This is a genomic window from Pseudomonas sp. 44 R 15 (genome assembly GCF_900004965.1).
Taxonomy (GTDB): Bacteria; Pseudomonadota; Gammaproteobacteria; order Pseudomonadales; family Pseudomonadaceae; genus Aquipseudomonas; species Aquipseudomonas orientalis_A.
Genome location: NZ_CVTU01000111.1, coordinates 31,497 through 57,001, shown reverse-complemented (window position 1 = coordinate 57,001; position 25,505 = coordinate 31,497). Strand labels below are relative to the sequence as shown.

Below are 25,505 nucleotides of genomic sequence, written 5' to 3'. Positions count from 1 at the left end.
GCTATCTCACCCCCACCATTGAAACCACCACTGCCCTGCCCCATCTAAGCACCATACTTCCTGATGCAGGTGCCCCATGAGCGACCAGCAAGACATCCCTGATTACGACCTGAACGACTACGCCGACCCAGAAAACGCTGAATCCTCGTCCAACACCGGCCTGGCCCTGCCCGGGCAGAACCTGCCGGACAAGGTCTACATCATCCCGATCCACAACCGGCCGTTTTTCCCGGCGCAAGTGTTGCCGGTGATCGTCAACGAAGAGCCCTGGGCCGAAACCCTGGAACTGGTGAGCAAATCCGACCACCACTCCCTCGCCCTGTTTTTCATGGACACACCGCCCGAAGACCCGCGCCACTTCGACACCTCGGCGCTGCCGCTGTACGGCACGCTGGTCAAGGTGCACCACGCCAGCCGCGAGAACGGCAAACTGCAATTCGTGGCCCAGGGCCTGACCCGCGTGCGCATCAAGACCTGGCTCAAGCATCACCGCCCGCCGTACCTGGTGGAAGTGGAATACCCGCACCAGCCGAGCGAGCCGACCGACGAGGTCAAGGCCTACGGCATGGCGCTGATCAATGCGATCAAGGAACTGCTGCCGCTCAACCCGCTGTACAGCGAAGAGTTGAAGAACTACCTCAACCGCTTCAGCCCCAACGACCCGTCGCCGCTCACCGACTTCGCCGCCGCGCTGACCTCGGCCACCGGTAACGAGTTGCAGGAAGTGCTCGATTGCGTGCCCATGCTCAAGCGCATGGAGAAAGTGCTGCCGATGCTGCGCAAAGAGGTCGAAGTCGCGCGCCTGCAGAAAGAGCTGTCCGCCGAAGTGAACCGCAAGATCGGCGAGCACCAGCGCGAGTTCTTCCTCAAGGAACAGCTCAAGGTCATCCAGCAAGAGCTGGGCCTGACCAAGGACGACCGCAGCGCCGACGTCGAACAGTTCGAGCAGCGCCTGGAAGGCAAGGTGCTGCCGGCCCAGGCGAAAAAACGCATCGACGAAGAACTCAACAAACTGTCGATCCTCGAGACCGGTTCGCCGGAATACGCAGTGACGCGCAATTACCTGGACTGGGCCACCTCGGTACCCTGGGGCGTGTATGGCGAAGACAAACTCGACCTGAAACACGCGCGCAAGGTGCTGGACAAGCATCATGCGGGCCTGGACGACATCAAGAGCCGTATCCTCGAATTCCTCGCGGTGGGTGCCTATAAAGGCGAAGTCGCCGGTTCCATCGTGCTGCTGGTGGGCCCGCCGGGCGTGGGCAAGACCAGCGTGGGTAAATCCATCGCCGAATCCCTGGGCCGGCCGTTTTACCGGTTCAGCGTCGGCGGCATGCGTGATGAGGCCGAGATCAAGGGCCATCGCCGCACCTACATCGGTGCCCTGCCCGGCAAGCTGGTGCAGGCGCTCAAGGACGTGGAGGTGATGAACCCGGTGATCATGCTCGACGAGATCGACAAGATGGGCCAGAGCTTCCAGGGCGACCCGGCGTCGGCACTGCTGGAAACCCTCGACCCGGAACAGAACGTCGAATTCCTCGACCACTACCTGGACCTGCGCCTGGACCTGTCCAAGGTGCTGTTCGTGTGCACCGCCAACACCCTGGACTCGATTCCCGGCCCGCTGCTCGACCGTATGGAAGTGATTCGCCTGTCGGGCTATATCACCGAAGAAAAAGTCGCCATCGCCAAGCGCCACCTGTGGCCCAAGCAACTGGAAAAAGCCGGCGTCTCGAAAAACAGCCTGAGCATCAGCGACGGCGCCTTGCGTGCGCTGATCGACGGCTATGCGCGGGAGGCCGGTGTGCGCCAGTTGGAAAAGCAACTGGGCAAACTGGTGCGCAAGGCGGTGGTCAAGCTGCTGGATGAGCCGAACTCGGTGATCAAGATCGGCAACAAGGACCTGGAAAACTCCCTGGGCATGCCGGTATTTCGCAATGAACAAGTGCTGTCCGGCACCGGCGTGATTACCGGCCTGGCCTGGACCAGCATGGGCGGCGCTACCCTGCCGATCGAAGCGACGCGCATCCACACGCTCAATCGCGGCTTCAAACTCACCGGGCAGTTGGGTGAAGTGATGAAGGAGTCCGCAGAAATCGCCTACAGCTTCATCAGCTCGAACCTGAAGTCGTTTGGCGGTGACCCGAAGTTCTTCGATGAAGCCTTCGTCCACCTGCACGTGCCGGAAGGTGCCACGCCCAAAGACGGCCCGAGCGCCGGTGTGACCATGGCCAGCGCGTTGCTGTCACTGGCACGCAACCAGCCGCCAAAGAAAGGCGTAGCCATGACCGGCGAACTCACCCTGACCGGGCATGTGCTGCCGATTGGCGGAGTACGCGAGAAAGTCATCGCGGCGCGGCGCCAGAAGATTCACGAGCTGATCCTGCCGGAGCCCAACCGTGGCAGCTTTGAAGAGTTGCCGGAGTACCTGAAGGAAGGCATGACCGTGCACTTTGCCAAGCGCTTTGCGGATGTGGCGAAGGTGCTCTTCTGACAGTTATGTAGTGCCTGAGCTGGCCTCATCGGGGGCAAGCCCCCTCCCACATTTTGACTGCATTCCAAAGGATGTCCTCGGTCAAGTGTGGGAGGGAGCTTGCTCCCGATGAGCATAGGTATCTACAGCTCTGTAGCGCCCAAACGTAACCACGATGCGAAGCGAGTCGCTCTTGATCTTGATCTTAGGCGCCCCGTTAAACCACGCTGGCCGAACGCAGGCTTGAATCCGTGGGCAACCCGGCAGGACGCCGGGTTAGCCGCCCCGCGCCATGGATGGCGCGTGGCGGCGGCCCACGGATTCAAGCCGGAGTGAGGGCACACCGAGCCTGAGCGAGGTGCCGAGTGGTGGGGCAAGAGCGTTTTGCTTACTTTTGCGCTTTTCAAAAGTGAGCCGCTGTAAAAGCGGAACCATTAGCAGCCGTTACCGCAGAAACGGATATGTACTCGGTCTGATCCAACATCCTGGTCGGCCCTGAGGCCGCCATCGGGGGCAAGCCCCCTCCCACACTTGACCGCATTCCAATGGATGTACTCGGTCAAGTGTGGGAGGGGCCCCGATGAGGCCAGACCTGCCAACCCACCCCCTTCTGTCACAACGTGCCCCATCTTCGGTTATGCTCGCCCTTCGTCGTGTATAAACGGAGCCCCCATGACCGCCGCCCGCCTGCTTCTCCCCTTGAGCCTTGCACTGCTGGCCGCGTGCGCCAGTGCGCCGAAGCAAAACGTCACCGTGGAAGATCAGAGCGCCTGCCCGCTCCAGCTTAAACCTAACCAAACCCTGATCCTCACCCTGCCCAGCAATCCCACCACCGGCTATCGCTGGGCCATCCAGGACTCCGCCGGCGGTGTACTGCGCGCATTGAGCCCCGAGGTCTACAGCAGCAGCGAATCCGGCGTGATCGGCGGTGGCGGCCAGTCGACCTGGCGCTTCCAGGCGTTCGCCCCAGGCCAGGGCCGTTTGCGCCTGACCTCCCAGCAACCGTGGGAACCGGAAGCCGAGCCCGTCGAGATCTTTGAATGCGCGATTACGGTGAACTGATGGGTCAAGGCTGTGGTGACGTGCTGATTCCGGCACCGCGTTCATCCAGAATGTCTGCGTAATCGTTGACGACCATCGCAGGCAAGCCAGCTCCTACGCTAAAATGCCGGCCTTTCCCCCTTCGTCGCCGGAACAACCGTGAGCAAAGAACCCGATCGCCTATTCGCCCAGCCCCTGCCCCAGGTGCCGGACTTCGCCTTTAACGAGGACGTGGTGCGGGTGTTCCCGGACATGATCAAGCGCTCGGTGCCCGGTTACCCGACCATCGTCGAGAACCTCGGTGTGCTCGCCGCCCAGTTCGCCCAGCCGAACAGCGTGCTGTATGACCTGGGCTCATCCCTGGGTGCGGTCACCCAGGCCCTGCGCCGCCATGTGCGCACCGAGGGTTGCCGGGTGATCGCAGTGGATAACTCGACGGCGATGGTCGAACGCTGCCGCCAATACCTCAATGGCCAGGACTCGATGTTCCAGGAGTTACTGCCGGTGGAGGTGATCGAGGGCGATATCCTTGCCCTGCACTTCCAACCGGCCTCGGTGGTGGCGCTGAACTTCACCCTGCAATTCATCGCCCCCGATGAGCGCCTGTCGTTGCTCGGGCGTATCCGTCAGTCGCTGCTGCCGGGCGGCGCCCTGATCCTCTCGGAAAAGCTGCGCTTCAATGATGCCCAGGAGCATGGGTTGCTGACCGACCTGCATATCGCGTTCAAGCGCGCCAACGGCTACAGCGAACTGGAAATCGCCCAGAAGCGCAGCGCCATCGAAAACGTCATGAAGCCCGACAGCCTCGAAGAACACCGCGAACGCCTGCTGGCGGCCGGGTTCTCGAAAGTCGTGCCGTGGTTCCAGTGTCTTAACTTTGCCTCGTTGATTGCCTTGCCATGATTGATTTGTCTCCCCTCGCCCGCCATCTGGTCGGTACTCCCCTGGCCGTGTGGGCCCAGGGCCTGCAAGCGCAGCTCGATAGCAAAATGGAAAAAGGCCACGGCGACCTGGAGCGCTGGCAGAGTGCTTTGGACGCACTGCCGAATATCCAGCCCAGTGACGTGGACCTGTTGAACGGCCTGGTGCTGGACACGGAGTGCGACGACGAGACTCGCGCACAGATGCACACGGCGCTCATGGGGCTGAGCCCCTGGCGCAAAGGCCCGTTCCACCTGTTCGGCGTGCATGTGGACACCGAATGGCGCTCGGACTGGAAATGGTCCCGGGTGGCGCCGCATCTGGACTTGAAGGGCAAGCGCATCCTCGATGTGGGTTGCGGCAACGGCTATTACATGTGGCGCATGCTCGGCGCCGGCGCCGACAGCGTGATTGGCGTGGACCCCAACTGGCTGTTCTTCTGCCAGTTCCAGGCGGTGCAGCGTTACCTGTCCGAACCCAGGGCCTGGCACCTGCCGTTCCCGTTCGAAGACCTGCCGGCGAACCTTGAAGGCTTCGACACGGTGTTTTCCATGGGCGTGTTCTACCACCGTCGTTCGCCAATCGAACACTTGCTGGCGCTGAAAGACACGCTGGTCAAAGGCGGTGAGCTGGTGCTGGAAACCCTGGTGGTGGACGGCGATCAGCAGCAAGTGCTGGTGCCGGAAGACCGCTATGCGCAGATGCGTAACGTGTGGTTCCTGCCGTCGGTTCCGGCGCTGATGCTGTGGCTGCGCCGCGCCGGATTCAGCGATGTGCGCTGCGTGGACGTGAGCGTGACCACGGTCGAGGAACAACGCGGGACGGCGTGGATGAAGTACCAGTCGCTCAGTGACTTCCTCGATCCCGAAGATCACAGCAAGACCATTGAAGGGCTGCCGGCGCCGATGCGGGCGGTGATCATCGCCAGGAAATAGCGGTGAGTTATCACTGAATATATGGAGATCCAAATGTGGGAGGGGGCTTGCCCCCGATAGCGGTGTATCAGCCATGGATGTGGTGACTGACACTCTGCTATCGGGGGCAAGCCCCCTCCCACACTTTTATCCTCAGTGTTCTTTAGAGTGGGGGCTTGGCCCGCCGAGCCTTGAAGAATTGACTCAACACTGTGCCGCACTCCTCGGCCAGCACCCCACCTTCAAACAGTACCCGATGGTTGAGAAAACCCTGGGTAAAAAACTGCCCCTGGCTCTGCACGATCCCGGCCTTGGGCTCGAGTGCGCCATAGACCACCCGTGCAATTCGCGAATGCACGATCAACCCGGCGCACATGCTGCACGGTTCCAACGTCACATAGAGGGTGCTGCCCGGCAGGCGGTAATTGCTGACGGCGTGGGCGGCCGCGCGGATCGCGACCATCTCGGCATGGGCACTGGGGTCATTGCCGCTGATCGGGCAGTTGAAACCGCGGCCGATGATCTCACCGTCCTGCACCAGCACCGCGCCCACCGGCACTTCACCCAGCGCCGCGCCCTGGGCGGCGAGTGCCAGGGCTTCGCGCATGAAGTCCTGGTCGCGGCTGCGGTCGATGATCGCGGGGCGAACCTGGCGCATCACGCCACCTCGATGGCGGCCATCAGGCCGGTTTCCATATGGTCGATCACATGGCAGTGGAACATCCACACCCCCGGGTTATCCGCCACCAGGGCTACGCGGGCGCGTTCGTTCTTGCCCAAGAGGTAGGTGTCGGTGAAATACGGGATGACCTTGTGGCGGTTCGATGCAATGACCTTGAAGCTCATGCCGTGCAGGTGGATCGGGTGCTGGTACTGGGTCATGTTCTTCAATTCGAAAATGTAGCTCTTGCCTTTCACGAGCTTGGCAATGGGCCGGTCGGCGCAGGTCTTGTCGGTGATGTCCCAGGCCTGGCCGTTGATCTGCCACAGGCTCGGCGGCTTGCCGTTGTCGACGTTGACCGACACCGAGCCGACCCATTCGAAATTGAAGTTGAGTTTCTCAGCATTGGCCAGGTCCGGTTCGGCAACCGGATTGGCCGGCAGCGCCGGGGGCCACTCGGTGGGCGCATCGGTGTTGGCCACTGAACGGAACGTGCCCAGGCGCACCGGGCCATTGCGGATCGACAGCTCTTCGCCGGCGGGCGGCGCCTTGATCGCCAGGCAGATACGCATGCCAGGGCCCAGCCAGTATTCCTTGCCCAGCGGGCGCGGCTCGATGGGGTTGCCGTCCAGCGCGTAGATCTGCGCGTCGACATCCGGAATGTTGATGCGATACGTCAGGGTGTTGTCGAGGTTGAGCAGGCGCACCCGGGTGATCTGCCCGGCCGGCAAGTCGATCACGGCCTGGGACACGCCATTGATGGTGGATAAACGCCCCGCCGTACCGCCACGCGCCGCCTCACGGGGAATGCTGAAGGCGACAAAGGCGCCCTCTTCGTCCACGTGCCAGCTTTTCAGGCTGAGGGTGCGTTCGTGCTTGAAACCGGTGGGTTCGCGCTCCTCGATGATCAGCGGTCCGACCAGGCCCCGGCCGAGTTCTTCGCTGCTGTTGACGTGCGGGTGATACCAGTAGCTGCCGGCGTCGGGCACACGGAACTTGTAGTCGAAGTATTCCCCTGGCATTACCGGCAATTGCGAAACGTAGGGCACGCCATCCATCTCCAGCGGCAGGCGGATACCATGCCAGTGGATGGTGGTGGCGACCGGCAGGTGGTTGATAAAACGCACCCGCAGCCACTCGCCCTGGCGTACGCGCAACTCGGTGCCGGGCGCGGAAGGGCCGAACGCCCAGGCCTGGGTGGTGTGGCCCGGCACCAATTCCACGTCCAGGGGCGCGGCGATCAACTCGTAATCGTGCCCCGCCTCGGACTCGGCGACCTTCCCCAGCCAGTAGCGGTAGCCGCCACCGGCACCGACGCCCACTACGGCCAGGCCTGCAAGACCACCCAGGATTTGTCGACGGGAAAAGGATCGGGACACAACAACCTCACGTATCTGCCGCAGGCACAGGGCCTGCAAAGGGCGGATACGATACACCTGCGAGCGCTAAACAGTAAGGGTTCGCATGTGGGAGGGGGCTTGCCCCCGATTGCGGTGTATCAGGTAAGAATAGGCTGACTGACACACTGCTATCGGGGGCAAGCCCCCTCCCACATTGGATCTTCAGTGTTTTTAGTGTTTGGCGGCCGCCAGGATCAGGGCCTTCATCTCGGCCACGGCGCCTTTGAAACCGACGAACAGCGCATGGGCCACCAGCGCATGGCCGATGTTCAGTTCGTTGATGCCCTTGATCGCCGCCACGGCTTCGACGTTGTGGTAGTGCAGGCCATGGCCGGCGTTGACGATCAGGCCTTCGCCAAGCCCGCAGTTCACGCCGTCGATGATGCGTTGCAGCTCTTCAGCCACTTCGGTCGGCGTGGTGGCATCGGCGTAGCGGCCGGTGTGCAGTTCGATGGCCGGGGCACCGACGCGGCGTGAGGCCTGGATCTGACGCTCGTCGGCGTCGATGAACAGCGACACTTCGCTGCCGATCTTCGACAGGCGCTCCACGGCAGCCTTGATCCGTGCCTCCTGGCCGGCCACGTCGAGGCCGCCTTCGGTGGTCAGTTCCTGGCGGGTTTCCGGCACCAGGCAAATGTGCGCCGGGCGGATGCGCTCGGCGAACTGCATCATTTCTTCGGTGACGCCCATTTCGAAATTCATGCGGGTCTGCAGCACGTCCTTGAGCAGCAGCACGTCGCGCTCCTGGATATGGCGGCGGTCTTCGCGCAGGTGCACGGTGATGCCGTCGGCGCCCGCTTCTTCGGCGTCCAGCGCGGCCTTGACCGGATCAGGGTAACGAGTGCCCCGGGCCTGGCGCAGGGTGGCGACGTGGTCGATATTGACGCCAAGAAGAATGCGATTGCTGGTGGTCACGGAAGCGCTCCTGAAAAGGGAAAGAATCGGTGCACAGCATACACGGGGATGTCAGGGCTTTCGAAACAACTCGCGACTGACCAGCGGCCGTCCGCCCAGGTGCACGGCCAGGGCCTGGCGCATCAGGCGCTTGGCGGCGGACAAGGCGCCGGGGGCGGTCCAGTCCGCTTCGCTCATGGCCAGCAACTCGGCGCCCTGGAACAGGCCGGGTTGCAACAGGTACACGCGCTCAAGGCCTGCATCCACTTGCAGGCGATACAGCCCGTCGGCGGCGACAGGGTCACCGTGCAGGTCGTTGTGCAATTCAAAGCCGTAGCCCAGGTCATCCAGCAGGCGCCATTCAAAGGCCCGCAGCAGCGGTTCCAGGGGACGGCCTTCGGCGAGGGCGAGCAAGGTGGCGGCGTAGTGATCGAAGACGGCCGGATGCGGGTCTTCGGCGGGCAGCAGGCGGATCAGCAGCTCATTGAGGTAGAGCCCGCTGAACAGCGCATCGCCATTGAGCCAGGCGGACGTGCCGACGCTTTCCAGGCGGCCGACATTCTTCAGCTCGCCCTTGCCGCGAAACTCCACGTCCAGGGCCACGAACGGCCGCGCCAGCGTACCGGCCTTGCCCCGCGCGCTGCGCAGAACCGCGCGCAGACGGCCCTGGGGCGTAAGGAAGTCCACCAGGGCGCTGGTCTCACGGTAGGCGCGGCTGTGCAGCACATAAGCGAGCTGGCTGGGAGGTGGGGATTGGGACATGGGTTCTCGATCTTGAAAACAACATCAACCGAATGTGGGAGGGGGCTTGCCCCCGATGGCAGTGTGTCAGTCACTTATCCATTAACTGATCCACCGCCATAGGGGGCAAGCCCCCTCCCACATTTTCTGACCCTGTGGTGTCTTACAGGTCGCCGTAGCCCAGGGAGCGCAACGCGCGCTCATCATCGGACCAGCCACCCTTAACCTTCACCCACAGGTTAAGCATGATCTTGGAATCGAACAGCAATTCCATGTCCTTGCGCGCCTCGGTGCCGATGCGCTTGATGCGCTCGCCCTTGTCGCCAATGATGATTTTTTTCTGGCCGTCACGCTCAACCAGGATCAGCGCATGGATGTGCAGGGTTTTGCCCTGCTGCTTGAACTCTTCGATTTCAACGGTGATCTGGTACGGCAGCTCGGCGCCCATCTGGCGCATGATTTTCTCGCGCACCAGTTCCGCAGCAAGGAAGCGGCTGCTGCGGTCGGTGATCTGGTCTTCCGGGAAGAAGTGCTCGTTCTCCGGCAGGTAGCCGGCAATCACGCGTTCCAGGGCTTCGAGGTTGTGGCCGTGCTGCGCCGAGATCGGCATGATCTGGGCATTCGGCAGTTGTTCCTGCAGCCAGGTCAGGTGCGGCATCAGTTCGGCTTTGTCTTCGATACGGTCGGTCTTGTTCAGCGCGACGATCAACGGGCCGGTGACGTACTGCACGCGCTCCAGAACCATCTGGTCTTCGTCGGTCCACTTGGTGCGGTCGACCACGAAAATCACCACGTCGACGTCTTTCAACGCCGCCGAAGCGGTCTTGTTCATGTAGCGGTTAAGCGCCTTTTCACCGCCCTTGTGCATGCCGGGGGTGTCGACGTAGACCGCTTGCACGGTGCCTTCGGTCTTGATGCCCAGCATGTTGTGGCGGGTGGTCTGCGGCTTGCGCGAGGTGATCGCGAGCTTCTGGCCGAGGATGTGGTTGAGCAGCGTGGACTTGCCCACGTTGGGGCGGCCGACGATGGCAACATAGCCACAGCGTGTTGCGGTTGAATCAGTCATGGCCATTCTCCACGCCCAGGGCAATCAGTGCTGCAGCGGCCGCTACCTGTTCGGCAATACGACGGCTCACACCCTGACCTCGGCTTTTTTCATTCAGTAAGGTGATTTCACATTCCACGAAGAACACGCGACAATGCGGCTCACCCTGGATATCCACCACTTCGTAGCGTGGCAGTTCGCAACCGCGCGACTGCAGGTATTCCTGCAGGCGGGTCTTGGGGTCCTTGTTGGTGTCGACCAGCGTCAGGCTTTCGATTTCCGAAGCCAGCCAGGCGACCACGCGCTCCTTGGCCGTTTCCATCCCTGCATCGAGGTAGATCGCCCCGATCAAGGCTTCCAGGGCATCAGCCAGGATCGACTCGCGACGGAAACCGCCACTTTTCAACTCACCGGAACCGAGGCGCAGGTACTCGCCCAGGCCGAAACCGCGAGCCAGCACCGCCAGGGTCTCGCCTTTCACAAGACGGGCGCGCAGGCGCGAAAGTTGGCCTTCGCGCGCTTGCGGGAAACGCTCGAACAGCGCCTCACCGGCGGCGAAATTGAGGATGGCGTCACCGAGGAATTCCAGGCGCTCGTTATTGCGCCCTGCAAAGCTGCGGTGTGTGAGGGCAAGGACCATCAATTCCTGGTCCTTGAAGGTGTAGCCGAGCTGGCGCTCGAGACGACTCAGAGAAACGGTCACGGTTTATCCATATCTAGTTGGTGGCACCGGCGGCCATCGACGATTGACGCAGTGTTCAAATTCACATCCTGCTGGGTACCGGGCATTGGAAAATGTCCAAGCCCCAGAAAAGCATTCGGCGCTGTGATCACAGCGCCGCCTGTATTACTTGATCAGCCCGACCCGCGAGAAGTTCGGCAGGTGGCTGAGCTTGGGTTCCGGCCAGCTCATCCAGACCGCGAAGGCTTTGCCGACGATATTCTCGTCGGGCACCATGCCCAGCAGGTCCTTGGGAATAGTGGGGTCATCCCAGTAGCGACTGTCGTTGGAGTTGTCGCGGTTGTCGCCCATCATGAAGTAGTGCCCGGCAGGCACTTTCCACTGGCCATCGGGCATCGCGCGGTAGCGGCTCATTTCCTTGCGGATCTGGTGCTCTACCGCACCGAGTTTTTCCTGGTACAGCTCGGCGCTGCCCAACGTGTTCGGCTCGGCGCCCAACAGTTTTTCGGCCACCGACTCACCGTTGATGAACAGGCGCTTGTCGCTGGTATAGCGGATCACGTCGCCCGGCAGGCCGACCACACGCTTGATGTAGTTGACGTTCGGGTCGCTCGGGTAGCGGAACACCATCACATCACCGCGCTGCGGGTCACCGACTTCAATCACCTTCTTGTCGATCACCGGCAAGCGAATCCCGTAGGAAAACTTGTTCACCAGAATGAAGTCGCCCACGTCCAGGGTAGGTTTCATCGAACCCGAAGGGATCTGAAACGGCTCCACCAGGAACGAACGCAGCACCAGCACGATGAACAATACCGGGAAGAACGATTTGCCGTATTCGACCAGCAAAGGCTCTTTGTTCAGCTTCTCGACCACCACGGCATCGGGCTGGCTGACGCTGCCCTGATAGGACGCGATAGCCGCCCGCCGACGCGGGGCGAAGAACACCAGATCGAGCAACGCCAGGAAACCACAGACGGCAACGGCGATGACCAGCAACAGCGGGAAATTTAGCGACATAGGACCTAACTATCCAACCTGAGCACCGCAAGGAAGGCTTCTTGTGGAATTTCCACATTGCCCACTTGCTTCATGCGTTTTTTACCGGCCTTTTGCTTCTCAAGCAGCTTGCGCTTACGGCTGACGTCGCCACCGTAGCATTTGGCCAGTACGTTCTTTCTGAGTGCCTTGACGGAGGTCCTCGCAATGATCTGCCCGCCAATAGCGGCCTGGATCGCAACGTCGAACATCTGACGCGGAATCAGTTCTTTCATCTTCTCGGTCAACTGGCGACCTTTGTAGTGCGCATTGTCCTTGTGCACGATCAATGCCAGGGCATCAACCTTGTCGCCGTTGATCAATACATCCAGCTTCACCAGATTAGCCGACTGGTAACGGTCGAAATGGTAGTCCAGCGAAGCATAGCCGCGACTGGTGGATTTGAGACGGTCGAAGAAGTCCAGGACCACTTCGTTCATCGGCAAATCGTAGGTCACTTGCACCTGGGTACCGAGGAACAGCATGTCGTGCTGCACGCCACGCTTTTCGATACACAGGGTGATGACGTTGCCCAGGTGCTCCTGCGGCACCAGGATATTGGCGCGCACGATCGGCTCACGCATGTCTTCGATGGAAGACAGGTCTGGAAGCTTGGAGGGGTTGTCGACGTAAATCGTTTCACCGGTTTTCAGCGCCAGCTCGAAAATAACCGTTGGCGCGGTGGTGATCAGGTCCAGGTCGTATTCGCGCTCCAGGCGCTCCTGGATGATCTCCATGTGCAGCATGCCGAGGAACCCGCAACGGAAACCGAAGCCCAGGGCGTCGGAGCTTTCCGGGGTGTACTGCAACGACGAGTCGTTGAGGGTCAGCTTTTGCAGGGCTTCGCGGAAGTCTTCGAAGTCGTCGGAGCTGACCGGGAACAGGCCGGCATAGACCTGCGGCTGAATGCGCTTGAAGCCTGGCAGCACGTCGACATCGGGCGTTGAGCTCAGGGTCAGGGTGTCACCGACCGGCGCACCGTGGATGTCCTTGATACCGGCGATGATGAAGCCTACTTCGCCGGCTTTCAGATCAGTGGTGGCAGTGTGCTTGGGGTTGAACACGCCGACGCTGTCCACCAGGTGGATCTTGCCGGTGGACTTGACCAGGATCTTGTCGCCCTTCTTCACGCGGCCATGGCGCACGCGCACCAGGGAGACAACGCCCAGGTAGTTGTCGAACCAGGAGTCGATGATCAACGCTTGCAGCGGATCTTCGTAGTTGCCGGTCGGCGCGGGGATGGTCTTGACCAGGCGCTCGAGCACTTCATCGACGCCCAGGCCGGTCTTGGCGCTGCACTCGACGGCGTCGGTGGCGTCAATGCCGATGATTTTTTCGATTTCTTCCTTGACGCGGTCCGGATCGGCCTGTGGCAGGTCGATCTTGTTCAGCACCGGCATCACTTCCAGGCCCTGCTCGATGGCGGTGTAGCAGTTGGCCACGGACTGGGCTTCAACGCCCTGCCCCGCGTCCACCACCAGCAGCGCGCCTTCGCAAGCGGCCAGGGAACGGCTGACTTCATAGGTGAAGTCGACGTGGCCCGGGGTGTCAATGAAGTTGAGCTGGTACTTGATACCGTCTTTGGCGGTGTAGTACAGGGTAACGCTGTGGGCCTTGATGGTGATCCCGCGCTCGCGTTCGAGGTCCATGGAGTCCAGGACCTGGGCTTCCATTTCACGCTCGGCAAGGCCGCCGCACATCTGGATGAATCGATCGGCCAGCGTCGACTTACCATGGTCAATGTGGGCGATGATGGAGAAATTGCGGATATGACTCAAATCACTCACGGATCAACACTCAAAAAGGCTGCAGGCAGATTGCCCGCTGAAAAATAGCCGGGAATTGTACCTGATGCTCGGGCCAGACGTCATCTTTGCTGACGAACACAAAAAAGCCCCGTTTCCACGGGGCCCAATGTTGCAGGAGTGAGCTTGTTCGCGAAGATCGCCAACGATAACGCGCTCATCCTGGATGAACGCGGCGTTTGGCAGATTTTCGCGAGCAAGCTCGCTCCTACAGGGGGAGCATTCAGCGTGCGTGCAATCAGCCGGCTCGACGCAGCAACCAGAACCCGGCCACGGCGCAGATAAACGTCGGTACCAGCACCGCGAATAGCGGCGAAAACCCGAATACCAGGCTCGACGGCCCCAGCAAGTCCTGGGCGATGCGGAACGTGAAGCCCACCAGCACCCCGGTGAATACCCGCTGGCCGAGGGTCACCGAACGCAACGGGCCGAAGATAAAGGAGATCGCCATCAGCACCAGCGCCGCGGTGACCACCGGTTGCAATACCTTGACCCAGAACGCCAGCCAGTAGCGGCCATTGTTCAGGCCCTGGTCCTTGAGGTAGTGGATATAACTCCAGAGACCCGAGATCGGCAGGGTTTCCGGAACCATGATCACCGTATTGAGCAGCTCCGGCTTCAGCGCGATATCCCATGTCTGGGTGGGTTCATTGACCACTTCGGTGCTGGCATTGAACCCCTGGCCCACATTATGGAACAGCGTGGTGGTGACCTCACTCAGTTGCCATTGCGCGCCATCGTATTGCGCGCGCTTGGCGAAGCTGGAGCTGAGCATGTGCCGCTCTTTGTCAAACGTGTAGCGTGTGACCCCGATCAACAAGCCGCCGGGCTGCACGGCGTTGATGTGGATGAACTGGTCGCCCTGGCGGTGCCACAGGCCGTGCTTGGCACTCTGCGCATCGCCAGAACCCTGGGCCAGGGCACGATTGGCCTGGGCGGTGGCTTCGGACGGTGGCGCGACGTATTCGCCGATCAGCACGCTGCACGCCATCAGCAGCAGCATCGGCTTCATGACCGCCCAGACGATACGCCCGATGGACACGCCCGCCGCGCGCATGATGGTCAATTCGCTGTTGCTGGCCAGGGTGCCCAGGCCGATCAGGCAGCCGATCAGGCCGGCCATCGGCATCATGTCGTAGAGCCGACGCGGCGCGGTCAGCGCCACGAAGCTCAGTACGTCCATGACGGTATAGGTATCGGTAACGTTGCCCACTTCATCGATGAAGGCGAACAGCGAGGCCAGGCCCAGGATGATGCCCAATACCGCCAGGATGGCGATCAGTACGCTGCTACCAATGTAGCGATCGAGCTTAGCCACGAGCCAACTCCTTCAGGCCACGACGGCTCTTCATTTTCAAACGGATAGGCTCCCAGTAGAGCAGCCCCAGGCCGATCACCAGGAAAATCCCGTGCACCCACCACAAGCCCAGGGCGGGCGGCAACTTGCCCTTTTCCAGGGAGCCACGGGCGGAAATCAGGATGGTCAGGTAAGCCATGTACAAAAGGATCGCCGGCAGCAGCTTGAGGAATCGGCCCTGGCGCGGGTTGACGCGCGACAGCGGCACCGCCATCAAGGTCACGATAAACACCAGCAGCGGCAGGGACAGGCGCCATTGCAGCTCGGCGATGGAGCGCAGTTCCTGGCTGCCGAACAGCGAGGCGGTGGGCAGCGCGTCGCGGTCGGTGACTTCGTCGCTGATATCGGGCTTGGGCAGCATCACGCCGTAGGTGTCGTATTTGATCACGCGGTAATCGGCCAGGCCCGGGCTGCCATCGTAGCGATAGCCGTTGTCCAGGATCAGGTAGCGGCTGCCGTCGGGGCGCACTTCCTGGCGGCCGCCGTCGGCCACCAGGATCGAGATGCCACGGTCTTTCTGGTCCTTGCCGAGGTTTTTCTGGGAAATGAACACGCCGCTCAGGTTGGAACGGTCTTCGGTCATTTCTTCGGTGTAGGTCACGCGCGTGCCGTCGTTGAGTGCCTGGAAACGCCCGGGTTCGAGGGTGTCGAACTCGGTCATCGCGTCCTGCTTGTTCAGCAGCAGCTGGAACTGCATCGCACCTTGAGGCGCGAGGCTCAGGCTCAACCAGGCCACTACCAGGGCAACGCCGGCGGCCGGCACCATGGTCATCGCCAGCAGACGCTGCTGGCTCATACCGGTGGCGGACAGCACGGTCATCTCGCTTTCGAGATAAAGCCGGCCATATGCCAGCAGAATGCCAAGGAACAGGCCGAGCGGCAGGATCAGTTGCAAAAAGCCAGGCAGGCGAAAGCCCATGATCAGGAACAGCGAGCCCGGATCCAGGGCGCCGGAGGCAGCCTGCGCAAGGAATTTGACGAAACGACCACTCATGATGATGACCAGCAATACCGCACTCACGGCACTCAGGGTCAACAGGACTTCGCGGGATAGATAACGGAAGACGATCAAACCAGACACTCCAGGGTTGTCAGGCTAAGGCGGCCAAACAAGCAAGCATACCGAGTCGACCCGTTTATCACGGGTCGGCTAAAAAGATGGCGCATTATCCTGTGATTGACCGCGCCTGTCACTGCGCAACCTCATGCGCATGCACAAAGCGTGCTTCGAGGGTTGTCAGGCTTCGCCTGCGAGGTTCAAACTGCGGCCTTTGTCGCTGGCGGCTTACAAGGCTGCCGCGCTTTTAAAGCCTGGGTAAAATCGCCAGGCTCACCGACCTTTATAAGGGACCCGAAAATGGAATTGGTTGTAAAAAGCGTTAGCCCCGAAACGTTGAAAACCGCCACCCTCGTGGTCGCTGTCGGCGAAGGCCGCACACTCGGCGTTGCCGCCAAGCAACTGGATGAACTGAGCGGCGGCGCCATCAGCGCCGTGCTCAAGCGCGGCGACCTGGCCGGCAAAGTCGGCCAGAGCCTGCTGCTGCACAGCCTGCCGAACCTCAAGGCCGAGCGCGTGTTGCTGGTGGGCGTTGGCAGTGACGCCGAACTGGGCGACCGTCCGTTTCGCAAGATCATCAGCGCCATCCTCACCACGCTTAAAGGCCTGGGCGGCAGCGACGCGGCACTGGCACTCGACGAAATCGTCATCAAGGGCCGTGACAGCTACGGCAAGACCCGCCTGCTGGCCGAAAGCCTGGTGGACGGCGGCTACGTCTTCGACCAGTTCAAGAGCCAGAAAGCCGACCCCCGTGCCCTGAAGAAAATCACCCTGCTGACCATCAAGGCCGCCCAGGCTGAAGTCGAGCGCGCCGTGACCCACGCCACTGCGATCGCCAAGGGCATGTCGTTCACCCGTGACCTGGGCAACCTGCCGCCGAACATCTGCCACCCCACCTACCTGGGCGAACAGGCCAAGGCGCTGGGCAAGGAGTTCAAGGGCCTCAAGGTTGAGGTGCTGGACGAGAAGAAGATCAAGGAACTGGGCATGGGCTCGTTCTATGCCGTAGGCCAGGGCAGCGACCAGCCGCCTCGCCTGATCGTGATGCAATACAACGGCGGCAAGAAGTCCGAGAAGCCTTACGCCCTGGTGGGCAAAGGCATCACCTTCGACACCGGCGGCATCAGCCTCAAGCCGGGCGCCGGCATGGACGAGATGAAGTACGACATGGGCGGCGCCGCCAGCGTGTTCGGCACCCTGCGTGCCGTGCTGGAACTCAAGCTGCCGATCAACCTGGTGTGCATCCTGGCCTGCGCCGAGAACATGCCGAGCGGCGGTGCTGCCCGCCCAGGCGATATCGTCACGACCATGAGCGGCCAGACCGTGGAAATCCTCAACACCGACGCCGAAGGCCGCCTGGTGCTGTGCGATGCGCTGACCTACGCCGAACGCTTCAAGCCGCAGGCGGTGATCGACATCGCCACCCTGACCGGCGCCTGCGTGGTTGCCCTGGGCGCCCACACCTCGGGCCTGCTGGGCAACAACGACGAGCTGATCGAGCAACTGCTCAGCGCCGGCAAGGCTGCCGACGACCGCGCCTGGCAGCTGCCGCTGTTCGATGAGTACCAGGAGCAACTGGACAGCCCGTTCGCCGACATCGCCAACATCGGCGGCCCGAAAGCCGGCACCATCACCGCCGCCTGCTTCTTGTCGCGGTTCACCAAGAACTTGAACTGGGCGCACCTGGACATCGCCGGCACCGCATGGGCCAGCGGCAAGGACAAGGGCGCCACTGGTCGTCCAGTACCGCTGCTGACCCAGTACCTGCTCGATCGCGCCAAAGCCTAAGCGCCACCGGCCCTTCTGTAGGAGCGAGCTTGCTCGCGAAGATCGCCAACGATAACGCGCCCATCCCGGATGAACGCGGTGTCCTCTGGTTTTTCGCGAGCGAGCTCGCTCCTACAGGACTGGCGGGCCAGCACCAGGAACCGCAATGACCCAAGTCGACTTCTATATATTGCCCAGCGCCGACCCGTCCGCGCGCCTGGACTTTGCCTGCAAGCTCACCGAAAAAGCCTGGCGCATGGGCCATCGCATTTACCTGCATTGCAGCGATGCCGCCCAACGCGAGGACCTCGATGCCCGCCTGTGGCGCTTCAAGGGCGAAAGCTTCGTACCCCACGGCCCCGCCGAATCGGAACCTGACGGCGTGGTAGTGCTGGGTTTGGGCGACAGTTGCGGCGACCACCATGACCTGCTGGTCAACCTTGACCTTAAAGTACCGGCCTTTGCCAAGGCCTTCGCCCGTGTGGCGGAAGTGGTGGTGGAAGACCCGGCTATTCGTCAGGCCGCGCGGGAGAGTTTCCGTTTCTACCGCGAACAGGGCTATCCTCTGCAGGACCACCGGCTACAACGACTTTGAGCACATGATGGACACGCCCAATCCGCTGAAAAAAGACGACCACCTGCTGGACGACCTCGAGTCGATCCGCCAGCTGCTGGGTGATGATGGCTTGCAACCGCCGCTGTTGACCGAAACGGCCGATGGCGAGATACAGATTCCGCTGTTGTTCGACATGGTCGGCAACAAGTCTGCTGCGCCGGAGCCAGCCATTACCGAGCCCGCCCCCGCTGCCGAAAAAGCCCCCGACGCCCTGCTGCTGCACCTGGACAACGAACTGCGCGCCGCCGCGCAATTGATCATGCAGGACGTGATCGATGATTTTTCGCCGCATATTGAAGCCGAGATCAAACGGCGAATGGATGCGCGGATGGAACGGTTGCTGAGCCAGTACCAGTCTTAAGCCACACCGAGATCCCCTGTTGGAGGAGGCTTGCCCCGATAGCGGTGAGTCAGCAGTCTATTTGAAGCTGACAGACTGCCATTGGGGGCAAGCCCCCTCCCACATTTGGTTGCGTACACCTTAAGCCCTGTCTTCGCCTCGCCCTGCGCTCTATCCCCCGTTATACTTGCCGGCTTTCCTGAATAAATGCCAACTAGGGTCCCGCCGCGCATGGATAAGACCTACCAGCCCCACGCTATCGAAACTTCCTGGTACAACACCTGGGAGTCGGAAAACTATTTCGCCCCACAAGGTGCGGGCGACTCGTACACCATCATGATTCCGCCACCGAACGTCACTGGCAGCCTGCACATGGGCCATGGCTTCAACAATGCGATCATGGATGCGTTGATCCGTTTCCGCCGCATGCAGGGTCGCGACACCCTGTGGCAACCGGGTACCGACCACGCCGGTATCGCCACCCAGATGCTGGTGGAACGCCAACTCGAAGCCACCGGCCAGAGCCGTCACGACCTGGGCCGCGAGAAATTCCTCGAGAAAATCTGGGAATGGAAAGACCAGTCCGGCGGCAATATCAGTCGTCAGATCCGTCGCCTGGGCTCCTCCGTGGACTGGAGCCGCGAGCGCTTCACCATGGACGACGGCCTCTCGGAAGCGGTGAAGGAAGCCTTCGTGCGTCTGCATGAAGACGGCCTGATCTACCGTGGCAAGCGTCTGGTAAACTGGGACACCAAACTGCACACAGCGATTTCCGACCTCGAGGTGGAAAACCACGACGAGAAAGGCTTCCTGTGGAACCTCAAGTATCCGTTGGCTGACGGCGCCAAGACCGCCGAGGGCAACGACTACCTGATCGTCGCCACCACCCGTCCGGAAACCATGCTCGGCGACGCCGCTGTCGCGGTTAACCCGAACGACGAGCGCTATCAGGCACTGATCGGCAAGTTCGTCGAGCTGCCACTGGTCGGCCGCCGCATCCCGATCATCGCCGACGACTACTGCGACCCTGAATTCGGCACCGGCTGCGTGAAAATCACCCCGGCCCACGATTTCAACGACTACGAAGTCGGCAAGCGCCACAACCTGCCGCTGCTGAACATCTTCGACAAGAATGCCGCCGTGTTGCCGGCCTGCCAGGTGTTCAACCTGGACGGCACGCTGAATGACAGCATCGACGGCAAGATCCCGGCCGAATACGCAGGTCTTGACCGCTTCGAAGCGCGCAAGCAGATTGTTGCCGCCTTCGACGCTGCCGGTTTGCTGGTGAGCGTTGACGACCACGGCCTGAAAGTGCCGAAGGGCGACCGCTCCGGCACCGTGATCGAGCCGTGGCTGACCGACCAGTGGTACGTGTCCACTAAGCCGCTGGCCGAGCCTGCCATTGCCGCCGTGGAAGACGGCCGCATCCAGTTCGTGCCAAAACAGTACGAAAACATGTACTTCTCGTGGATGCGCGACATCCAGGACTGGTGCATCAGCCGTCAGCTGTGGTGGGGCCACCGTATTCCGGCTTGGTACGACGAATCGGGCAAGGTGTATGTAGGCCGCGACGAAGCCGAAGTGCGCGCCAAGCACAACCTCGGTGCCGACATCGCCCTGCAACAGGACAACGACGTACTGGACACCTGGTTCAGCTCGGGCCTGTGGACCTTCTCGACGTTGGGTTGGCCGCAGCAGACCGAATTCCTGAAGAAATTCCACTCCACCGACGTGCTGGTCACCGGCTTCGACATCATTTTCTTCTGGGTTGCCCGGATGATCATGCTCACCATGCATCTGGTGAAGAACGAAGACGGCACCCCGCAGGTACCGTTCAAGACCGTGTACGTGCACGGCCTGGTACGCGATGGCCAGGGCCAGAAAATGTCCAAGTCCAAGGGCAACGTCCTGGACCCGCTGGACATCATCGACGGCATCGACCTGGAAACCCTGGTGCAGAAACGCACCTCGGGCCTGATGCAGCCCAAACTGGCGAAAAAGATCGAGAAGCAGACCCGCGACGAGTTCGCCGACGGCATCGCCAGCTACGGCACCGACGCTCTGCGCTTCACCTTCTGCTCGCTGGCCTCCACCGGTCGCGACATCAAGTTCGACATGGGCCGCGTTGAAGGCTATCGCAACTTCTGCAACAAGATCTGGAACGCCGCGCGCTACGTGCTGGATAAAGGCGAAGACTGCGGCCAGAACGGCGAAGCCTTCGAACTGAGCCTGGCCGACCGCTGGATCATTTCGCAGTTGCAGCGCACCGAAGCCGAAGTGACCCGCCAGCTCGACCAGTTCCGTTTCGACCTGGCCGCCCAGGCCTTGTACGAGTTCATCTGGAACCAGTATTGCGACTGGTACCTGGAACTGTCCAAGCCGGTGCTGTGGGACGAAAACGCGCCGGTCGAACGCCAGCGCGGCACCCGTCGCACCCTGGTGCGCGTACTGGAAGTGGCGCTGCGCCTGGCACACCCGTTCATGCCGTTCATCACCGAAGAAATCTGGCAGCGCCTGGCGCCGCTGGCCGGTGTCGAAGGCAAGACCATCATGCTGCAGCCCTGGCCGGTGGCCAATGAAGCCCGTATCGATGAGGCCGCCGAAAGCGATATCGAATGGCTCAAGACCCTGATGCTCGGCACGCGCAACATCCGCGCCGAGATGAACATCGGTCCGGGTAAGCCGCTGGCCGTGTTCGTCAAGAACGCCAGTGCCGAAGACCAGCGTCGCCTCAGCGAAAACGATGCGCTGCTCAAGAAGCTGGCCAAGCTGGAGTCCATCACCGTATTGGCCGATGGCACCGAAGCACCGCTGTCGGCCACTGCGCTGGTCGGCGATATGGAAGTGCTGGTGCCGATGGCCGGCCTGATCGACAAGGGCGCGGAACTGGCCCGTCTCGACAAGGAAATCGCGCGCCTGCAAGGCGAAGTGCAACGCGTGGGCGGCAAGCTGTCCAACGCGGCATTCGTCGACAAGGCGCCGGCGGAAGTGATCGAGAAAGAACGCGCCAAGTTGGCCGAGGCTGAACAGGCTCTGGGCAAGTTGGCGGAGCAACATGCGCGGATTTCCAGCCTGTAAGGCTTGAGTCGCGTAAAAAAGAGACCTTCGGGTCTCTTTTTTTTGCCCGCAGTTCCTGCGCACGCGGTCCATGTGGGAGGGGGCTTGCCCTACGCCGTCTGTAGGAGCGAGCTTGCTCGCGAAAAACGTCAACGATAACGCGTGTTTTCTGAATAAACGCGGTGCCTGGGAGTTCTTCGCGAGCAAGCTCGCTCCTACAAAGGGCAAGCCCCCTCCCACATTTGAACGAGTTGGGCTCAGGATGTGTGACAATGGCCGCCACTTTGAGCCAACACCAGAATCAACATGACCGCCCCCAGCACACCCAAACCACCGCGCAAGAAGCCTAAAACCGCCGCCACGGCCAAACCCGTCGCGCCACGCAAAGAGGCTACCCTGCACCCGCGCAACCGCCACACAGGCCGTTACGACTTCCAGGCGCTGATCAAGACCACGCCGGAACTGGCGCAATTCGTGATCATCAATCCCTATGGCAAAGAGAGCATCGACTTCGCCAGCCCGGACGCGGTGCGGGTGTTCAACCGGGCGTTGCTCAAGTCGTTCTATGGCATCCAGCATTGGGACATCCCGGCCGATTACCTGTGCCCGCCGGTGCCCGGGCGCGCCGACTACGTGCACTTCCTCGCCGACCTGCTGGCCAGCGTCAACGACGGCAAGATTCCGCGCGGTTCCATCGTCAAGGTGCTGGATATCGGCATGGGCGCCAACTGCGTCTACCCGCTGATTGGCTACATGGAGTACCGCTGGAACTTCCTCGGCTCGGAGGTCGACCCTATCGCCGTGGCGGCTGCCAAGGCCATCGTGCAGTCCAACGACTTGAGCAAAGTCATCGAGTTGCGCCAGCAACCCAACCCCAAGCACATCCTGCTGGGCCTGCTGGAGCCTGCCGAACGCTTTGACCTGACCATGTGCAACCCGCCGTTCCACGCGTCCATGGACGAAGCGACCAAAGGCAGCGAGCGCAAGTGGCGTGCACTGGGCAAAGCCGACCCCAAGCGCAAGTTGCCGGTGCTGAACTTCGGCGGCCAATCGGCCGAACTGTGGTGTGAGGGCGGCGAAGCGCGTTTCGTGACGCAATTGATCGCCGAAAGCGCGCATTTTGCCCACAAGGTGCTGTGGTTCAGCACACTGGTGTCAAAAGCGTCAAACCTGCCCGCGATCGAGACGGCGTTGAAAAAGGCCGGCGTGCTGGAAAGCCAGGTGGTGGAAATGTCTCAGGGGCAAAAGCAGAGCCGCTTCGTCGCCTGGACCTTCCAGACCAAGAACGAACAGCAGATCTGGCGCCAGCGCTGGGTGCGCTGACGCCCACCTGTAGGAGCGAGCTTGCTCGCGAAAAACGCCAAGGCGCCGCGTTCAACCAGGACGGGCGCGTTATCGTTAACGTCTTTCGCGAGCAAGCTCGCTCCTACCGTTGCAAACAAAATCGCAGGCAACAAAAAACCGTGCCCGGATCACTCCGGAGCACGGTTTTTTTACGGCATCTTACTTGTTAACAGCGTCGGTCAGGCCTTTGGCCACAACCAGCTTGATAACTTTCTTGGCAGCGATTTCGATGGCAGCGCCAGTCGAAGGGTTACGGCCGGTACGGGCAGGACGCTCGGTCACTTTCAGCTTGCCGATACCTGGCAGAGTGATTTCGCCGCCGTTTTCCAGCTGATCGGCAACGATCTGGCCCAGTTGGTCCAGCGCTGCGCGCGCGGTGGTTTTCGGCGCGTCGATAGCTTCAGCGATATCAGCGATCAGTTGGTCTTTAGTCAAAGCCATTGTGGTGTTCCTTCCCTATCAAATTCATATGGATTGCAGAGTGCAGTGTCAGCCGTCGAGCCCGACCGTGTCGGCCTGGCGCCCCGGCTATAACCTTTGGAGAACGGGGTTATAGATGCTTGAAACGGGGATTGGTTCGACCTGACAAATGCTGAATGCACGCTTAACGCCGAGACTTGGCGTAAGACGGGGCAAAACTAGCACAGAGACGGGGAAATATCCGCCTCAACATACCCATTTGGTCAGCTTTATCGCTCTAAAGCGTGAAAAAACCCCATATGCACGGTGGGAGAACATCCAAACCGCCCCTCCAGGCGCGTCTTGACCAACGGGTGCGGTACACTGGGCAACTTTTTGCGGGAGGCTCAACGCTCCCCTTCAACCAGCCGAGAAGCCTATGCCGATCCGTCATTGCATCGTCCACCTGATCGACAAAAAACCCGACGGCACACCCGCAGTTCTGCATGCCCGTGATTCGGAGCTGTCCGAATCGGCCGCCATCGAGAACATGCTTGCCGACCTCAACGAGAGCTACAACGCCAAACAGGGCAAGGCCTGGGGTTTCTTCCATGCCGAGTCCGGCGCGCACCCGTTCAGCGGCTGGTTGAAGGAATACTTTGACGGTGGTCAGGATTTCACCACGTTCAGCCGTACCGCAGTGGAACATCTGCAGAAGCTGATGGAGGAGTCCAACCTGTCGACCGGCGGTCACGTGCTGTTCGCCCACTACCAGCAAGGCATGACCGACTACCTGGCCATCGCCCTGCTGCACCACAGCGAAGGCGTGGCGGTGACCGACGAGCTGGACGTGACGCCCTCACGTCACCTGGACCTGGGCCAACTGCACCTGGCCGCGCGGATCAACGTGTCCGAGTGGCAGAACAACAAGCAGTCCAAACAGTACATCTCGTTTATCAAGGGCAAGAATGGCAAGAAGGTCTCGGAATACTTCCGCGACTTTATCGGCTGCCAGGAAGGCGTCGACGGCCCGGGCGAAACCCGCACCCTGCTCAAGGCGTTCAGTGACTTCGTTGAAAGCGAGGACCTGCCGGACGAGTCGGCGCGCGAGAAAACCAAGACCCTGGTGGACTACGCCAGCAGCCAGGCCAAGCTCGGCGAGCCGATGGGCCTGGAAGAACTGTCCGGTCTGATCGATGAAGAGCGGCCTAAAGCGTTCTACGACCATATTCGCAACAAGGACTACGGCCTGTCGCCGGAAATTCCTGCCGACAAACGCACCCTCAACCAGTTCCGCCGCTTCACCGGCCGCGCCGAGGGCTTGTCCATCAGCTTTGAAGCGCACCTGCTGGGCGACAAGATTGAATACGACGAAGCCGCCGGCACCTTGATCATCAAGGGCCTGCCGACCCAACTGACCGACCAGCTCAAGCGCCGTAACTGATGCTTGGCGGGGTCTTGAAGAAAGTCCTGCTGGTGTTGCTGGTGGTGGTGGTCATTCAGAACTGGGGCAAGGTCGAGCGGCTGTTCAACCCGTCGCAGGTGGTGTCCGAGCAGGTACGCAGCTCGGCGCGTGTGGTGCTTTACGCCACCGAGTGGTGCGGCTACTGCAAGCAGATCCGGCGCTTTCTGGACCAGAAGGGGATTCCTTACCAAACCTTCGACATCGAGAAGGATGCCCAGGCGCGTAAGGCGTATGAAGCGCTGGGTGGCGGCGGGATTCCGTTTGTGGATGTCAATGGCACGTTGATTCGCGACTACAACCCGGATGCCATCATGGCTGCCCTGAAATAACCCGGTCCTCGAAAACACCGCAGATCAAATGTGGGAGGGGGCTTGCCCCCGATGGCGGCCTCAGGGCCGATCAGGATGTTGGATCAGATCGCGTACATATCCGTTTCTGCGGTAACGGCCACTTAGGGTTCCGCCCTGACGGCGGGTCACTTTGGAAAA

The 25,505-nt window shown here is 61.3% G+C and carries 22 protein-coding genes; 11 read left to right on the top strand and 11 right to left on the bottom strand.

Features of this window, described 5'->3' with window-relative positions; all coding sequences use genetic code 11:
* The first annotated feature begins 76 nt into the window (after positions 1-76).
* The 4 genes from lon to cmoB all read left to right on the top strand — a co-directional run bounded on the left by lon (position 77) and on the right by cmoB (position 5,370).
* Complete coding sequence (gene lon, locus BFP93_RS21550) at positions 77-2,494, top strand: endopeptidase La (RefSeq protein ID WP_065894853.1); 2,418 nt, start codon at positions 77-79, stop codon at positions 2,492-2,494.
* 651 nt (positions 2,495-3,145) lie between these two features.
* Complete coding sequence (locus BFP93_RS21545; protein WP_065894852.1) at positions 3,146-3,535, top strand: protease inhibitor I42 family protein; 390 nt, start codon at positions 3,146-3,148, stop codon at positions 3,533-3,535.
* Between the two features lie 138 nt (positions 3,536-3,673).
* On the top strand, positions 3,674-4,417 hold the full coding sequence (cmoA, locus tag BFP93_RS21540) for a carboxy-S-adenosyl-L-methionine synthase CmoA (protein WP_065894851.1): 744 nt from the start codon (positions 3,674-3,676) through the stop codon (positions 4,415-4,417).
* Entirely contained in the window at positions 4,414-5,370 is a 957-nt protein-coding gene (gene cmoB, locus BFP93_RS21535) for a tRNA 5-methoxyuridine(34)/uridine 5-oxyacetic acid(34) synthase CmoB (RefSeq protein ID WP_065894850.1), read from the top strand. Before cmoA ends, cmoB begins: the two co-directional genes overlap by 4 nt.
* 142 nt (positions 5,371-5,512) lie before the next feature.
* Here cmoB and tadA read toward each other — a convergent pair whose 3' ends face one another.
* From tadA to lptF, 10 genes are all read right to left on the bottom strand, one after another.
* Entirely contained in the window at positions 5,513-6,007 is a 495-nt protein-coding gene (tadA, locus tag BFP93_RS21530; protein WP_065894849.1) for a tRNA adenosine(34) deaminase TadA, read from the bottom strand.
* The gene (locus tag BFP93_RS21525; RefSeq protein WP_065894848.1) at positions 6,007-7,389 is read right to left on the bottom strand and encodes a multicopper oxidase family protein; all 1,383 of its coding nucleotides are present in this window, start codon (positions 7,387-7,389) and stop codon (positions 6,007-6,009) included. Before BFP93_RS21525 ends, tadA begins: the two co-directional genes overlap by 1 nt.
* Before the next feature lie 192 nt (positions 7,390-7,581).
* A complete protein-coding gene (pdxJ, locus tag BFP93_RS21520; RefSeq protein ID WP_065885932.1) occupies positions 7,582-8,325 on the bottom strand; it encodes a pyridoxine 5'-phosphate synthase in 744 nt (247 codons plus the stop codon).
* A 51-nt stretch (positions 8,326-8,376) separates the two neighbouring features.
* Positions 8,377-9,066, bottom strand: a complete 690-nt coding sequence (gene recO / locus BFP93_RS21515) for a DNA repair protein RecO (protein WP_057724727.1) — start codon at positions 9,064-9,066, stop codon at positions 8,377-8,379.
* A gap of 142 nt (positions 9,067-9,208) precedes the next feature.
* Positions 9,209-10,111 carry a GTPase Era gene (gene era, locus BFP93_RS21510; RefSeq protein ID WP_043204836.1) on the bottom strand — a complete coding sequence of 301 codons (903 nt, stop codon included), beginning with the start codon at positions 10,109-10,111 and terminating at the stop codon, positions 9,209-9,211.
* The gene (rnc, locus tag BFP93_RS21505; RefSeq protein ID WP_003188856.1) at positions 10,104-10,793 is read right to left on the bottom strand and encodes a ribonuclease III; all 690 of its coding nucleotides are present in this window, start codon (positions 10,791-10,793) and stop codon (positions 10,104-10,106) included. Before rnc ends, era begins: the two co-directional genes overlap by 8 nt.
* A 144-nt stretch (positions 10,794-10,937) precedes the next feature.
* The gene (gene lepB, locus BFP93_RS21500) at positions 10,938-11,792 is read right to left on the bottom strand and encodes a signal peptidase I (RefSeq protein ID WP_065894847.1); all 855 of its coding nucleotides are present in this window, start codon (positions 11,790-11,792) and stop codon (positions 10,938-10,940) included.
* Positions 11,793-11,797: 5 nt separating this feature from the next.
* A complete protein-coding gene (gene lepA / locus BFP93_RS21495; RefSeq protein WP_003210439.1) occupies positions 11,798-13,597 on the bottom strand; it encodes a translation elongation factor 4 in 1,800 nt (599 codons plus the stop codon).
* A gap of 256 nt (positions 13,598-13,853) precedes the next feature.
* Positions 13,854-14,933, bottom strand: a complete 1,080-nt coding sequence (gene lptG, locus BFP93_RS21490; RefSeq protein WP_065894846.1) for an LPS export ABC transporter permease LptG — start codon at positions 14,931-14,933, stop codon at positions 13,854-13,856.
* Entirely contained in the window at positions 14,926-16,044 is a 1,119-nt protein-coding gene (gene lptF / locus BFP93_RS21485) for an LPS export ABC transporter permease LptF (RefSeq protein ID WP_065894845.1), read from the bottom strand. The genes lptG and lptF overlap by 8 nt, the downstream gene beginning before the upstream one ends.
* Before the next feature lie 285 nt (positions 16,045-16,329).
* Between lptF and BFP93_RS21480 the strand changes: the two genes are divergently transcribed.
* From BFP93_RS21480 to rlmF, 5 genes are all read left to right on the top strand, one after another.
* Positions 16,330-17,817, top strand: a complete 1,488-nt coding sequence (locus BFP93_RS21480; protein WP_065894844.1) for a leucyl aminopeptidase — start codon at positions 16,330-16,332, stop codon at positions 17,815-17,817.
* Positions 17,818-17,962: 145 nt separating this feature from the next.
* Entirely contained in the window at positions 17,963-18,391 is a 429-nt protein-coding gene (locus tag BFP93_RS21475; RefSeq protein WP_065894843.1) for a DNA polymerase III subunit chi, read from the top strand.
* Between the two features lie 7 nt (positions 18,392-18,398).
* Positions 18,399-18,773 (top strand): DNA polymerase III subunit chi, encoded by a 375-nt coding sequence (locus BFP93_RS21470; RefSeq protein WP_065885925.1) that lies wholly within the window; start codon positions 18,399-18,401, stop codon positions 18,771-18,773.
* A 210-nt stretch (positions 18,774-18,983) separates the two neighbouring features.
* Positions 18,984-21,830: a valine--tRNA ligase gene (locus tag BFP93_RS21465; protein WP_065894842.1), complete on the top strand. Its 2,847-nt coding sequence runs from the start codon at positions 18,984-18,986 to the stop codon at positions 21,828-21,830.
* Between the two features lie 285 nt (positions 21,831-22,115).
* Positions 22,116-23,132: a 23S rRNA (adenine(1618)-N(6))-methyltransferase RlmF gene (rlmF, locus tag BFP93_RS21460; protein ID WP_065885923.1), complete on the top strand. Its 1,017-nt coding sequence runs from the start codon at positions 22,116-22,118 to the stop codon at positions 23,130-23,132.
* 180 nt (positions 23,133-23,312) lie between these two features.
* Here rlmF and BFP93_RS21455 read toward each other — a convergent pair whose 3' ends face one another.
* Positions 23,313-23,594 carry an HU family DNA-binding protein gene (locus BFP93_RS21455; RefSeq protein WP_005785131.1) on the bottom strand — a complete coding sequence of 94 codons (282 nt, stop codon included), beginning with the start codon at positions 23,592-23,594 and terminating at the stop codon, positions 23,313-23,315.
* 397 nt (positions 23,595-23,991) lie between these two features.
* Between BFP93_RS21455 and yejK the strand changes: the two genes are divergently transcribed.
* Together yejK and BFP93_RS21445 are read left to right on the top strand one after the other, a co-directional pair.
* On the top strand, positions 23,992-24,996 hold the full coding sequence (yejK, locus tag BFP93_RS21450) for a nucleoid-associated protein YejK (protein WP_065885922.1): 1,005 nt from the start codon (positions 23,992-23,994) through the stop codon (positions 24,994-24,996).
* On the top strand, positions 24,996-25,346 hold the full coding sequence (locus tag BFP93_RS21445; protein WP_065894841.1) for a glutaredoxin family protein: 351 nt from the start codon (positions 24,996-24,998) through the stop codon (positions 25,344-25,346). Before yejK ends, BFP93_RS21445 begins: the two co-directional genes overlap by 1 nt.
* The last annotated feature ends 159 nt before the right edge of the window (positions 25,347-25,505 follow it).

Bases quoted from the DNA above. Each gene is read 5' to 3' on its own strand.
- lon (WP_065894853.1), top strand. From the start codon at position 77: ATGAGCGACCAGCAAGACATCCCTGATTACGACCTGAACGACTACGCC.
- BFP93_RS21545 (WP_065894852.1), top strand. From the start codon at position 3,146: ATGACCGCCGCCCGCCTGCTTCTCCCCTTGAGCCTTGCACTGCTGGCC.
- cmoB (WP_065894850.1), top strand. From the start codon at position 4,414: ATGATTGATTTGTCTCCCCTCGCCCGCCATCTGGTCGGTACTCCCCTG.
- tadA (WP_065894849.1), bottom strand. From the start codon at position 6,007: ATGCGCCAGGTTCGCCCCGCGATCATCGACCGCAGCCGCGACCAGGAC.
- recO (WP_057724727.1), bottom strand. From the start codon at position 9,066: ATGTCCCAATCCCCACCTCCCAGCCAGCTCGCTTATGTGCTGCACAGC.
- era (WP_043204836.1), bottom strand. From the start codon at position 10,111: ATGACTGATTCAACCGCAACACGCTGTGGCTATGTTGCCATCGTCGGC.
- lepB (WP_065894847.1), bottom strand. From the start codon at position 11,792: ATGTCGCTAAATTTCCCGCTGTTGCTGGTCATCGCCGTTGCCGTCTGT.
- BFP93_RS21480 (WP_065894844.1), top strand. From the start codon at position 16,330: ATGGAATTGGTTGTAAAAAGCGTTAGCCCCGAAACGTTGAAAACCGCC.
- BFP93_RS21475 (WP_065894843.1), top strand. From the start codon at position 17,963: ATGACCCAAGTCGACTTCTATATATTGCCCAGCGCCGACCCGTCCGCG.
- BFP93_RS21470 (WP_065885925.1), top strand. From the start codon at position 18,399: ATGGACACGCCCAATCCGCTGAAAAAAGACGACCACCTGCTGGACGAC.
- BFP93_RS21465 (WP_065894842.1), top strand. From the start codon at position 18,984: ATGGATAAGACCTACCAGCCCCACGCTATCGAAACTTCCTGGTACAAC.
- rlmF (WP_065885923.1), top strand. From the start codon at position 22,116: ATGACCGCCCCCAGCACACCCAAACCACCGCGCAAGAAGCCTAAAACC.
- BFP93_RS21455 (WP_005785131.1), bottom strand. From the start codon at position 23,594: ATGGCTTTGACTAAAGACCAACTGATCGCTGATATCGCTGAAGCTATC.
- yejK (WP_065885922.1), top strand. From the start codon at position 23,992: ATGCCGATCCGTCATTGCATCGTCCACCTGATCGACAAAAAACCCGAC.
- BFP93_RS21445 (WP_065894841.1), top strand. From the start codon at position 24,996: ATGCTTGGCGGGGTCTTGAAGAAAGTCCTGCTGGTGTTGCTGGTGGTG.